14 protein-coding genes are annotated in these 11672 nt (G+C 60.3%); 1 reads left to right on the top strand and 13 read right to left on the bottom strand.

Annotated elements, in window-relative coordinates:
- Window positions 1–219: 219 nt before the first annotated feature.
- On the top strand, window positions 220–1077 hold the full coding sequence (locus OIL88_06360) for a MurR/RpiR family transcriptional regulator (GenBank protein ID HJI71987.1): 858 nt from the start codon (window positions 220–222) through the stop codon (window positions 1075–1077).
- Between the two features lie 59 nt (window positions 1078–1136).
- Here the strand turns inward: OIL88_06360 and OIL88_06355 are convergent, their stop codons facing one another.
- From OIL88_06355 to ruvX, 13 genes are all read right to left on the bottom strand, one after another.
- The gene (locus tag OIL88_06355; GenBank protein ID HJI71986.1) at window positions 1137–2765 is read right to left on the bottom strand and encodes a DNA repair protein RecN; all 1629 of its coding nucleotides are present in this window, start codon (window positions 2763–2765) and stop codon (window positions 1137–1139) included.
- Complete coding sequence (locus OIL88_06350) at window positions 2755–3615, bottom strand: NAD(+)/NADH kinase (protein HJI71985.1); 861 nt, start codon at window positions 3613–3615, stop codon at window positions 2755–2757. Before OIL88_06350 ends, OIL88_06355 begins: the two co-directional genes overlap by 11 nt.
- The gene (locus OIL88_06345) at window positions 3612–4415 is read right to left on the bottom strand and encodes a TlyA family RNA methyltransferase (protein HJI71984.1); all 804 of its coding nucleotides are present in this window, start codon (window positions 4413–4415) and stop codon (window positions 3612–3614) included. Before OIL88_06345 ends, OIL88_06350 begins: the two co-directional genes overlap by 4 nt.
- A 35-nt stretch (window positions 4416–4450) precedes the next feature.
- Complete coding sequence (locus OIL88_06340) at window positions 4451–4690, bottom strand: exodeoxyribonuclease VII small subunit (GenBank protein HJI71983.1); 240 nt, start codon at window positions 4688–4690, stop codon at window positions 4451–4453.
- 2 nt (window positions 4691–4692) lie between these two features.
- Window positions 4693–5277: a transcription antitermination factor NusB gene (nusB, locus tag OIL88_06335; protein ID HJI71982.1), complete on the bottom strand. Its 585-nt coding sequence runs from the start codon at window positions 5275–5277 to the stop codon at window positions 4693–4695.
- Between the two features lie 3 nt (window positions 5278–5280).
- Window positions 5281–5643: an Asp23/Gls24 family envelope stress response protein gene (locus OIL88_06330; protein ID HJI71981.1), complete on the bottom strand. Its 363-nt coding sequence runs from the start codon at window positions 5641–5643 to the stop codon at window positions 5281–5283.
- Window positions 5644–5667: 24 nt separating this feature from the next.
- A complete protein-coding gene (gene efp, locus OIL88_06325; protein ID HJI71980.1) occupies window positions 5668–6231 on the bottom strand; it encodes an elongation factor P in 564 nt (187 codons plus the stop codon).
- 160 nt (window positions 6232–6391) lie between these two features.
- The gene (locus tag OIL88_06320) at window positions 6392–7522 is read right to left on the bottom strand and encodes a Xaa-Pro peptidase family protein (GenBank protein HJI71979.1); all 1131 of its coding nucleotides are present in this window, start codon (window positions 7520–7522) and stop codon (window positions 6392–6394) included.
- 132 nt (window positions 7523–7654) lie between these two features.
- Window positions 7655–8764, bottom strand: coding sequence for a hypothetical protein (locus OIL88_06315; GenBank protein HJI71978.1), 1110 nt, complete (start codon window positions 8762–8764; stop codon window positions 7655–7657).
- The gene (locus tag OIL88_06310) at window positions 8761–9294 is read right to left on the bottom strand and encodes a shikimate kinase (protein HJI71977.1); all 534 of its coding nucleotides are present in this window, start codon (window positions 9292–9294) and stop codon (window positions 8761–8763) included. The genes OIL88_06315 and OIL88_06310 overlap by 4 nt, the downstream gene beginning before the upstream one ends.
- Window positions 9295–9302: 8 nt before the next feature.
- Window positions 9303–9800, bottom strand: a complete 498-nt coding sequence (locus OIL88_06305; GenBank protein ID HJI71976.1) for a YqeG family HAD IIIA-type phosphatase — start codon at window positions 9798–9800, stop codon at window positions 9303–9305.
- 1 nt (window position 9801) lies between these two features.
- Complete coding sequence (gene mltG / locus OIL88_06300) at window positions 9802–11235, bottom strand: endolytic transglycosylase MltG (protein ID HJI71975.1); 1434 nt, start codon at window positions 11233–11235, stop codon at window positions 9802–9804.
- Complete coding sequence (gene ruvX, locus OIL88_06295; GenBank protein ID HJI71974.1) at window positions 11228–11656, bottom strand: Holliday junction resolvase RuvX; 429 nt, start codon at window positions 11654–11656, stop codon at window positions 11228–11230. The genes mltG and ruvX overlap by 8 nt, the downstream gene beginning before the upstream one ends.
- Window positions 11657–11672 lie beyond the last annotated feature (16 nt).

Genomic DNA, 11672 nt, shown 5'->3' with positions numbered 1-11672 from the left:
CTTGCGCGCTTTTCCACAACTGAAAGATACCAACCTACCGTCCGCGTGAGAAGAGACAAGGCGCAATTCTCCGGTGAAAGGTTCTTTCATAACCGTAAACGGTAAGTGAAAGTTTACCATCAACACTTGAAACGGCAAGGTGTATCTTGTAATTGAAAATCCCCCTATACTATGACATTACAAAACGAGTCCGATTTTCATGCCAACCAGGAGCCATCCATGACCGATAGTAGCAAGAGCGCACTTTCCCTCATTAGTACCCATCAGGGATACAGCGAGTCCGAGCAGCGCATTGTCGACTATATATTGGAGCACCAGTCCGAGGCGCCACGCCTCACGGCGGCTCAGCTCTCGCGCGCCGCCGCCACGTCCGAGGCGACCGTTTCGCGCTTCTGCCGCAAGCTTGGCTTTGGCAGCTTCCGCAGCTTTCAGTTTTCGTTGGCGCGCGACTTGGAGAGTCAGCGCAACGAGGGCCTGACCGACGAGGTATCGCTCGACAACATGGAGCAGAGCCTTAAGAACATCCTGGCTGCCAAGGTGAGCGAGCTTAATGCGACCATCGACGGGATCGACCACGATACGCTGGCGGCTGTTGTGCATGCCCTTAAGCATGCAGGGGTTATTGAGTTTGCAGCTGTGGGCAATACGAACGCGGTCGCGCTCGATGCGACGTTTAAGTTTTCGCAGCTGGGCCTGCGCTGCATGGCGAGCACCATTAGCGAGACATCAATCGGCTTTGCGCTCACGTTGCGCCCGGGTGACGTCATCGTGCTAATCTCAAACTCCGGCAAATCGCGCCGACTGAATCGCATGGCAAAAGCGGCTCGCAACTGCGGCGCAACCGTAGTCGTCATCAGCAGCGACAGCAAATCCCCGCTCGCGCGTCTGGCAGACTACACTTTTAATACCGTCAACCACGAAGCGCTGCTGACGACAGGCGACTTTGCGTTCTCTAAGATCAGTGCCACGATGATCATCGAAGTCATCTACAACTTCCTGCTGCCCGAGATTGAAGACGCTCGCGAACATATCAGCTACTACGAGGAGCTCATCCAGCCGGATAAGGTCGTTGAGTAAAACGCGTAGTGGGACAAAAATTTCAGTCTATTTTGTCCCATCAACACCGCTGATACGACCTAACCTCGAGCTTCTTTGAGCATCTGCTTTGCGTGGGCCAAGCTTGCCTCCGATTGATCGCCGCTCAACATGCGGGCGATCTCGGCGGTACGCGCTTCGCCGGTTACCTCGTCCAAATGCGTCTGGGGAACATCGCCCGGTTCCTTGCTGACAACATAATGCTTGTCAGCCATGACGGCGACCTGCGCCAAGTGGGTTACGACAATCACCTGATGCGTAGCGGCGAGATTTGCCAGCACGCCCGCGAGCGCACGCGCCGTGGAGCCACCGACACCAGCATCGACCTCGTCAAACACCAGCGTATCGACACCGTCCGCGTTACCGAGGACAACCTTGCTTGCCAGCATGACGCGGCTGAGCTCGCCGCCCGACGCAATTCGACGCAGGGGGCGCGGCGTCAAACCGGCACCGCTGCGGTATAGCAGCTCGTAGCTCGAAGGACCAACGGGCGTCCACTCAGCACGGGGAAGATCGCGCGACTCCCAGACGAGCTCGGCACTACCCATCTCCAAGCGCGCCATCTGGCGGCCAACCTCGTGGCAGAAGCGCGGGGCCGCCGTATTGCGAGCGCGCTTAAGTGCCTTGGCAGCGGCAAACAACTCGCGCTCGGCGCTCCCGAGTGCCTCACGCGCCTTTTTGATCTGTTCATCGCCATCATCGACCAGGGACAGCAGCTCTTGCGAGCGATCGCGCATGGCAAAAACATCGTCCATGGTGGGGCCCCACTGACGCAACAGCCCCTTGAGGTCGGAATACCGCTCACGCATGCGGGCGAGCTCGCGCGGGTCGAAGGCGACCCCATCGCGATAGGCACGAAGCTCGTTCGCGCAATCCTCAAGGGAGATACAGGCATCCGAAAGCGCATCGGCAATGTCGCCCAGTTTGCGATCGACGGTAGCCATACGGGAAAGCTCTGCCACGGCGTTGTTCACGGCATCGAGCGCTCCCCCTTCGGCGACAAGCGATGCATGGGCATCGCTAGCAGTGGCAACCAGTACCTCGGCATGTTCGGAGCGCGGCAGCAGTTCCTCGAGTTCCTCATACTCGCCCGGCCTGGGGTCGACCTCGGCAATGCGCTCCAGGGCGAAGCGCGCCTCCTCGACACGACTCCCCTGCGCACGCGAGGCCTCCTCGACGCGACGAACCTCCTTGGCAGCCGCGCGCGAGGCTTTAAAGCAAGCACGGTAGTGCTCGAGCGCCTCGAGCGCAGAACGTCCCGCCCACGCATCGACCATCGCAACGTGATGCGCCGGATCGAGCAAGCGCTGGTGCTCGTGCTGGCCGCACAGATCCATCATCACGCCAACGCGCTCCGAAAGCTCGCGCACGCTGGCGATGCGGCCGTCAATCTTCACGCGGCTGCGGCCCTCGGCAGAAAGGCTACGCTGGACCGTGAAACCCTCCGTGTCGTGTGGACCGTCGAACAGCCGCGCCTCAACGCTAGCAAGCGCCTCGCCCTCGCGCACCGTCGAAGAATCCGCACGCTCGCCCAAAATAAGCTTGAGGGCCGAGAGCAGCGCGGTCTTACCGGCGCCGGTTTCTCCAGTCAGAACCGTTAGGCCCGCGCTCGGAACCAACGTCGCCTCGCGAATGAGTGCAATGTTGGAAACCTGCAGCTCATCGATCATGACGCACTCCGTAGAATACGCGGCTCACCGAGTTGTAAAAACTCTCGGGGCCGTAGTCGAGCAGCAGCACATCGCCGGGGCCTCGGCGCACGGCCACGCTCTCGACCGTGCCGTCGCAGGTAATAAACTGTCCATCGATAGCGATCGCCGGAACGCTCGGGCGATCATCGGACATAAAGATTTCGACGACATCACTCGGCGAAGTCAAGAAGGCACGGGCCTGAATGGTGTGCGGCGCAATGGGTACGCAGACCATACCCGTATAGTCGGGGCTCACAATGGGGCCACCTGCACTGAGCGCGTACCCCGTAGAACCAGTCGCCGTGGACACGACCACGCCGTCGCCACGCAGTCGATCGATATGGTGGCCCGACACCGTGATGTCGAACTCAACCATATCGGACAGGGGGCCGCGCGTGAGCGCCATGTCGTTGAGGGCGAACGTGCGCACGACATCCTTCGTGCCATCGTCGCGCACGGACACGATATCCGCGGCGATGGTGGCGCGACGGCTCACGTGCAGCTCGCCGGAAAGGGCGTCGCTCACGACCTGCAGAATGTCGCGCTCCTCGGGGCTCGCAGCAGTTAAAAAGCCCAGGTGACCATAGGAAAGACCGAGGATAGGAATCTCGCGATGGTTGAGGATGCGGGCAGCGCGCAGCAACGTACCGTCGCCGCCGAGCGTAATGACCAGATCGGAGCCGTCAATATCAGGCGTGCTTTGAATCTTCGATCGCTGGTCGGCAGCCCATGCGACCTCATAGCCCTGGCGCGTCAGCCAAAGCTCGAGCATCAGGCCGCTCTCAACCGCCTCTTGCTTGTAGTAATTGGGAACCAGAAAGACCTTCATAGCGTTGCAGCTTTCTCGCTCAAAACCGATACCTGGAATTGCAGCTCGTCTTGCGTGCGGTCGCCGGGGTCAAATCTCGTGCCGTACAGGAAAAACTCAACGTTTCCCTTGGCACCATGAATGGGCGACACGCACACATCGACCGGGAACAGCCCCTTGGCAGCAAAGAGTTCAACTGCCGCAACGAGTGTATCGCGGCGCACGGCGGGATCGGTCACAATGCCGCCCTCACCCACCAGCGCCGCCGGAGCCTCAAACTGCGGCTTTACAAGCGTGCAGAATGCACCCGTAGGCGCCAGGCACGCCAGCACCGCATCGATAATGTTCGCGATGCTGGTAAACGAGACATCACACACAGCCAGGTCGATGGCGCCGGCATAGCCAAGCTCAGGCAGCTGCGTCACGTTTGTGCGCTCATGCAGCGTCACGCGATCGTCCTGACGTAACGACCAATCGAACTGGGCGCGACCAACGTCCACCGAGACAACGGTCGCAGCTCCGCGCTTGAGCAGGCAATCGGTAAAGCCGCCGGTAGAGCAGCCCACATCCAGACAGGCAAGGCCCGTCGGATTGATACCAAACGTATCAAGCGCGCCTTCGAGCTTAAGACCGCCGCGGCCAACATAGGGAATGCGCCCCTTCACGTGCAACGGCAGGCCCGGGGTCACCTTAAGGCCCGGCGAAGTCAAGCGCTCGCCGCCACTCGAGACCAAGCCAGCCATAAGAGTGCGAAGGGCATCCGCGCGATCGGCGCAGATGCCCTGTGAAATCAGTTCGTCATCAAGACGCACGCGTTTCATGAATGCCATCAACCATTCGTATCCGGAGATGCGGCCTAGCTATCCTGGGATTCGTTTGCCGCATCCTCATCGTATTCCTGCTCGAGCTTGTCGGCCTCACGCGGCGTCAGCTCAAACTTGTCGACCATGTCGACCGCACGGGAGCCCAGCTCAATCGCCTCGTCAAACAGATCGAGCGAACGCTCCAAGGACGTATCCTTAGAGCGAACGGTAGCTATGATCTGGTCCAAGCGGTCCGAAATCTCGTCGAAGTTGCGGACGGAACCCTCTGGCATGGCTACTCCTCGACGGTACCGGTCTCGGCCTCGGCGACCTCAGCGTCCTCGTCGAGAACGCCGGCCTCGGCCTGAGCAACCGCAACCTTTGCGGCAGCCTCGGCAGCCTGTGCCTCCTCGCGAGCGCGATCCTCGGCCAGCAGCTCCTGGTATAGGTCCTCGCCCGGCAGCTCCTCGCTGCGAGCGATCTTACCCAGCACGCCGTTGACGAACGACGCGGACTGGTCGGTGCCATAGGCCTTGGCAAGCTCAACGGCCTCGTTGATCACGATGGCGTCCGAGACCTCCTCGTCGGTGAGGAAACGCATCTCGTAAACGGCGATACGCAGCAGGTTGCGGTCGGCGCCGGGCATGCGCATAAGATCCCAGTTCTTGGCAACGGAGCGCAGAGCACAGTCGATGCGGTCGATATGCTCGTAGGCACCTCGGCACAGCTCCAGAGCATAGGGATCGAGGGGACCCTTCGAGATCAGGAAATCACCCTCGAGGACGCGCTCGAGCGGGCTGTCCGTGGCCTCGGCCTGGAACAGCAGCTGCAGCGCCTGACTGCGGGCAAGCGTACGCCCGCGATAAACCTTAAGGCTCAAAGGTTACTCCTTGGGGAAAACGAGGCCGTCGATGCAAACGTCAACGCGCTCGACCTCAACGCCAACCTGGGCATCGATGGCGGCGACCACGGCAGCGCGAACGGCCTCGGCGAGTTTCTTGAACGGATAGCCAAAGAACACCACGACACGCACGGTGAGTGCGAGCTTGTCGCCGACGACCTCGGCCTCGACCGCCGGCTCGGAAGCCGGGGCCTTGGACGAGAGCATCATGGAGACAAGGTTGGTGGCAAGGTCCTTGACGCCAACGGAGGCGATGCCCTCGACATCGGACACGGCGCGCGAGACGATGGCGGTCAGAACATCGGGCGAAATGCCGATGCCGTCAATTTTGATTTCCTGGGGCATGAATCCTCCTAGAAGATTTGGTTGCTAGACGCGGGAGACGAACTTGCCGTCGCGGGTGTCAACCTTGATGACCTCGCCCTCGTTGAGGTACATGGGGACCTGGATGACAGCGCCGGTGTCGATCGTGGCCGGCTTGGTGGAACCCTGGACGGTGTCGCCCTTAAAGCCCGGGTCGGTTTGGACAATGGTGGTCTCGATGAACATCGGCGGGGTCACGCCCATGAGCTCATCGTCGGCGAAGAGCAGCTGGCAAACGTCGTTCTCGCGCAGCCACTTGGAGTTCTCGCCCACCATGTCCTCGGGAACGGGAACCTGCTCATAGGACTCGTTGTCCATGAAGATGTAGTCGGTGCCATCGTTGTAGAGATACTGGAACTCACGGGTGGTAAGCATGACGCTCTCGAACTTGGTGCCGGCGTTGCAGGTGTTCTCGACGACGCGGCCGCTCTTGATGTCGCGGGTCTTGTAGCGCACAAACGCGCCGCCCTTGCCCGGCTTGACATGCTGGAACTCAACGATGGTGTAGACCTTGTCCTTGATGCGGAGACCGAGGCCGTTCTTGAAGTCGGCGGTAGAAATGGTAGGCATAGCGACCTTTCTTGTTATGGGCAGAACGCACAAGCGTCCAAATTACATACGACAGAAATTATACACTTGCAGACGGCGCCTGCGGCGAGCGCATAAAAAGAGAACGCGGGGCGTCCGAATCGATCCGAACGCCCCGCCCCAAACTGTCTACCGAAGTAGACTAGCAGTCGATAACGTGCAGGTCGTGCGGGGTCTTGGTGAAGGGCTCGTAGCCGTTCTCGGTGACCACGCCGTAGTCCTCAAGGCGCACGCCGCCCACGCCGGGCAGGTAGACGCCGGGCTCCATGGTGACAACCGAGCCGATCTCGATGGTGTTCTTGCTGCGGTTGAAGTTGGGCAGCTCGTGGATGTCGATGCCCACGCCGTGGCCCAGACCATGGTTGTAGTAATCGCCATAGCCGGCATCGCCGATGATCTTCTTGGAAAGCTTGAAAATGTCGTTGCCCTCAACGCCCGGATGGATGGCAGCGACGCACTCCTCATGCGTGCGGCGCACGAGCGCATACAGGTCGAGCTGCTCCTGCGTGGGCTCGCCCATCACGACGGTGCGCGTCATATCGGAACGATAATCGCAGTAGCCCGCGCCGTAATCCATGAGGACAAAGTCGCCCTTCTCGATCACACGGTCGCTCGGCACGGCATGCGGGTTGGCGGTGTTGGGACCGCTCGCTACGATGGAGCCAAAGGCAAGGCTGTCAGCGCCGTTGGCGAACATAAAGTTCTCGAGCTCGTTGCGAACCTGCTTCTCGGTCATACCGGGCTTAATAAAGCCGAGCATGTGCTGGAAGGCGGCGTCAGTGATCGACTGTGCATGGCGCATGAGCTCAATCTCCTCGGCATCCTTGATGGCGCGCATCTTACGGATGTCGTCGTGCATCAGTGGCAACATGCAGGCGACGGAGCGGTCCTCCAGACCACGCTGAATGCCCTGGTAGAAGTTGATCTGCATGTCGTCCTCGACAGCGCAGACGCGGCACTTGTTGGCCGCGATCTTGCCGGCGACCCAACCGGGGATGGTGCCCTCATCCATGTCGTAAACCCAGGGGCTGCCGGCGGGCGTGTTCTCCTCAAAGCTGTTGAGGTAGCGCGAGTCGGTGTGGAACAGGCACTGGTCGGCCGTAATAAACGCAGCGTGCGGGAACTCGAAGGTGTAGTCAAAGACGCCCTTCACGCCCGTAAGCCAACGAAGGTTGGCCTCATCGCGCACGACGATAGCGTCGTAGCCGCGCTCAACCATCAGGGCACGGACACGCTCGATACGACCGGCAGGACCGGCAGCAAACTCAGACATGCAGATTCCTTTCTTGTTGTCTCAATATAGACGGGACGGGTCTCAACCGAACGACGGAATCGCATGCGATCCGCAACCGATTGAAAACCCGCCCCTCAACATGATACGAAAGACGATGGAAGTCAATAAATCTTAGAGAAGTTCTTTACGAGAAGCCAAGTAGGCGTGAGCATGGCGCTCAAGAACCTCGTCCTCGACGCTCGTTAGGCGAATGGCGCCGAGCGCCGCGGGCAGCGGCAGCATGCTGCGGTTCGAGCGGACAAACTGCTGTCTGCGGAACTCCTCGATATATGCGGCAGGCTCCAAGTCGAAGGCAAGCTCCTCGATGCCAAAGTCCTCCAGGCAGTCATCGAGATCAAACACATAGTCGATATCGAAGTCGCAGGCATCGTGTGCTAGGCGCGCCTCAAAGCGCATGCCCTCGGACAACAGCTGGTAGGCAGGGACCTGCGAAGCGGCATCGCCCAAGCAAGCGCGCAGGGTGCGCTCCCCCGTCTTGCCAAAATCGAGCGCATGGCGAGCGCTCGGGTTCGTGGCCGTCAGCACGTCCTTGCGGGCAGTCTGAGACCATTGAACGGCATTGACGAGTGCGACCTCCTCGCCCGCGAGAATCTCGGGGACGGTCTCAGTAAACTGATTCCAGCGGGACTTGCTGCTCGAAAGCATGGTGCCAACAAGTACCGCATAGCCGAACTTGAGGTCCTCGGGTTCCGCCTCGCGAACAAGGTAGAGATCACACACAACCAAGCCCGGTTCGGGACGGAACGCGATAGCGGGAAGCGCATTGGCCAACGAGGCGACGAGCGGCTTCATGGTCGTCGCGACCGTGAGCATGGCGTCGAAGGTCGTCGGAAGCAAGGCGCACTCGGTGCGACCGCACCACTGGTTGGCACACCAGCAAACGACCGAGCAGGTCGCCGTGTCGCCGACAGCGACAACGAGATCGTCGCAGGTGATGCGGTTGGCAGACAGGGCGCCAAAGATAGCATCGGCGTCGGCCAGCGTGGCACCAGCAGGCGAAACCTCGAGGACGAGCAGCGACACGGCAAAACCGGCGTCGACCAGCGCATGCTCGACGACCTCACCAAAACGCTCGGATGTGGCGTCGTTCCAAACCACCATCGCGCGCTTAGGCTTGCCCACGGCCGAGGCAAACATGCGCGGCAGCTCATCGAACGCGCCCAATCCGACGCGGACATCGACACTGCGGTTTTGGAAATTGATCAGTTGACGGCGAATCATAGCAGTCCACGCTCCAAAAGCATCTCGGCACAAAGGTAGGAAACGTCCTCGAAGGACTTGTTGCGAATATCAAGGGTAATATCGGCGGCCTGGCGATACAGCGGACGACGATGCTCAAACAGGCGCGCGGCATGCTCGGGCGAACGGAAATCGGGGCGCGTGTCGGACCGACGAATCTGGCGAATCGAATCCTCGAAGTCGCCCTCGAGGTACACGCACGTACCCATTTCGTGCATCAGCTCAATATTCACCGGCGTCTCGACGATACCGCCCCCGCACGAAACCAACAGGCTGCGCTCACTTTGGAGCGAACGGAGCGCCGAGGTCTCGAGCTCGCGAAAACGATCCTCGCCCTCGGTCTCAAAAATCTCGGTTACCGACTTGCCGCAACGGCGCACGACCAGGCGGTCGGTATCGATAAAACGCCTCTTGAACATGGTGCCGACGTTGCGCGCGAGCGTCGACTTGCCCGCGCCCAAAAAGCCGATAAAGAAGATATGGTCGCAGCCGTGTTTGGTGTGCTGGGACATAGCGAGACCTATTCCTCGCAGGGAAGGTCGCGCAGGGCCCGGCGCTCAAAGATACGGAAGATCTGCGTATACCACAGGTCCTGCGTCGCCTGCGGCTTTACCAGGATGGTATCGACGCCGGCGAAATTACCGCTCCACACGTCAGTGTAGAGCTGATCACCGATCAGCACCGCCTCTTCGGCCGTGGCGCCGAGGCGCTTAAGACCCGCCTTGAGGGCAAACGGCGCCGGCTTCATGGCGTGGCTGATGGCCTCGAGTCCCAGCTCACGTGCAGAGCTCATGACCTGGTCGCGATGCCAGTTGTTGGACACCATGCACAGCTTAAAGCCTTTGGCGCGGGCGGCGTCGAGCCAAGCGGAAACCGCGGCGGGAACCTGCTCGGTGTCGCGCGGCACCAAGGTGTTATCGCGATCGAGCAGAATGGCGCGCTTGCCGTCGGCCCACAGGGTATTAAGGTCGATGCGATCGACCGAGGCAACGTAACGTTTGGGGCTAAAAATCCTCATGCTAATTCCAAGACTGTTGATGCTCTTCGTAGGTTTGCGAGAAGTACTCCTCGTCCTGCGTAATGTAGAAATACAGGTCATCGGAGTCGGTCGGCTCAAGGGTGGCCTTGAGCGCCTCGAGCGACGGAGAGCAGATGGGCGTGGGCGGCAGGCCCTCATGCTTATAGGTGTTATACGGGCTATCGCTCTGCAGGTCGTCGGCGGTAACCTCGCCACCGGTGACATACATCATGGTCGCATCGCTGTTGAGATAGCGCAGACCGTCGAGCTTGCCGGCAAGGCGGTTGTAGAAGACCGAGGCCACGTGCGCACGTTGATCGGCGTTGAGGCCCTCGCGCTCAACGATAGAGGCCAAGTTGACGATGTCGTAGTCGGACATCTCCACACCATAGCGCTCCTTGATCTTGGCTTCGCAGCTCGCAAAGTCAAGCGACTTGTACTCGGTCTTAAACTGATCGAGCATAGCGCGAATCACGTCATCGACCGTCGGCGAATCGCCCAACGAATAAGTCTTGGGGAACAAGAAACCCTCAAGCGAGTCGTTAGCGGCGCCCTTAAGGAAGCTATAGTCATCCACGTAGTTGGAGGCCTTAGCCTGGTTGAGGAAGTCTTCCTTAGAGATGCCATCGTAGGCCTGGGCCACACGGTCGGCGACTTGATCGACCGTCAGGCCCTCAGGGATAGTCAGCGCATTGGAGCCCGCGTTGGGACCTTCCATGAGCTGCTGAACAACCTTGGTCGCGTCCATGAGTGTGGTGAACAAATAGGTACCAGGCTTGAGCGACATATCGGCGTTGAGCTTTTTCACCGCCGCATAGTAATCCTTGGGATTCTCGACGATATGGTTCTCGGAGAGAATCGAGGCGATCGTATCGCCCGAAGCACCGTCGGGAATGGTTACCGTAACCTGCTGACCAGCCGTGACCTTCGTATCCTCACCGGCAAAGAAGCCCTTGACGGCCGGCACGACAAAGAAAACGATCGCGACAAGCGCAAGCACCGCCACCACAACGCCGATGATCATGGGAACCGGAGAGCTCTTCTTTTGAGCACCGCGACGAGTATGCGTGTTGTAGCTCGAGCGGGTCGCCGGAGCAACGCCATGCGAACCGCGGGCGTGATGAGAATGCGATTGGGGGGCCTGCGTTCGCTGGGTAGGTGCCTGCTGCTTAAAGCGGGTACCGCCTGCAGGCTGGGCCGTACGAGCAGTGGGCTGCTGAGCCGCGTGAGAAGCCGGATGCTGAACCGAACGAGCAGAAGGCTGCTGACCCGTCCGTTGAACAGGTTGGGCCGAACGAGAGAAGGACTGCACCGGGCGCGCGGCAGGCTGAGCTGCGCGCTGCGTCGGCTGTGCCGGACGCTGGCCAGGCTGGGCAGGGCGCGACGCCGGCTGACGTGTACGATTCGGCTGGCGCGGATCGGAAGCACTAGGCATGCGAAACCTCCTCGTTTTTACGATCGAGCCACGTCTGCAAAAAAAGGCTGGCGGCAATCATGTCGATCTTGCCCCTCATCTGCTTTTCGTTGAGGCCCTGCTCGCGCAGGATATGCTTGGCCTCTTGCGAGGACAGACGCTCGTCCTCAAACTCCAGCGGAAGATCGAGCTCGTCGGCAATCTTTTGCGCCACGGCGGCAACGCGCTCGGCTTGGGGGCCGGGCTCACCGGCCATGGTCAGGGGACGTCCGCTTACCAGGATGTCGGGCTCATAGTCTTCGACCAGGTAGCGGAACGTCTTGGCCATACCGGTGACCTCGGCGGCCGGGAGCACCTTGACGGGCATCGCCATCTTGCCATCACGGCTCGAGACGGCGATGCCAATCCTGGTCTCCCCTATGTCCAGCGCAAGCGCGACCACAGTGACTTCTTAGATT

The sequence above is a fragment of the Coriobacteriaceae bacterium genome, assembly GCA_025992855.1.
GTDB lineage: Bacteria > Actinomycetota > Coriobacteriia > Coriobacteriales > Coriobacteriaceae > Collinsella.
The sequence above is the reverse complement of the archived record's forward strand: the minus strand, read 5'-3'. Positions and strand labels throughout refer to the sequence as shown.

Bases quoted from the DNA above. Each gene is read 5' to 3' on its own strand.
- OIL88_06345 (HJI71984.1), bottom strand. From the start codon at position 4,415: ATGAAACGCGTGCGTCTTGATGACGAACTGATTTCACAGGGCATCTGC.
- OIL88_06315 (HJI71978.1), bottom strand. From the start codon at position 8,764: ATGATTCGCCGTCAACTGATCAATTTCCAAAACCGCAGTGTCGATGTC.
- efp (HJI71980.1), bottom strand. From the start codon at position 6,231: ATGCCTACCATTTCTACCGCCGACTTCAAGAACGGCCTCGGTCTCCGC.
- OIL88_06350 (HJI71985.1), bottom strand. From the start codon at position 3,615: ATGAAGGTCTTTCTGGTTCCCAATTACTACAAGCAAGAGGCGGTTGAG.
- OIL88_06330 (HJI71981.1), bottom strand. From the start codon at position 5,643: ATGCCCCAGGAAATCAAAATTGACGGCATCGGCATTTCGCCCGATGTT.
- OIL88_06310 (HJI71977.1), bottom strand. From the start codon at position 9,294: ATGTCCCAGCACACCAAACACGGCTGCGACCATATCTTCTTTATCGGC.
- OIL88_06360 (HJI71987.1), top strand. From the start codon at position 220: ATGACCGATAGTAGCAAGAGCGCACTTTCCCTCATTAGTACCCATCAG.
- OIL88_06355 (HJI71986.1), bottom strand. From the start codon at position 2,765: ATGATCGATGAGCTGCAGGTTTCCAACATTGCACTCATTCGCGAGGCG.
- mltG (HJI71975.1), bottom strand. From the start codon at position 11,235: ATGCCTAGTGCTTCCGATCCGCGCCAGCCGAATCGTACACGTCAGCCG.
- OIL88_06340 (HJI71983.1), bottom strand. From the start codon at position 4,690: ATGCCAGAGGGTTCCGTCCGCAACTTCGACGAGATTTCGGACCGCTTG.
- OIL88_06305 (HJI71976.1), bottom strand. From the start codon at position 9,800: ATGAGGATTTTTAGCCCCAAACGTTACGTTGCCTCGGTCGATCGCATC.
- OIL88_06320 (HJI71979.1), bottom strand. From the start codon at position 7,522: ATGTCTGAGTTTGCTGCCGGTCCTGCCGGTCGTATCGAGCGTGTCCGT.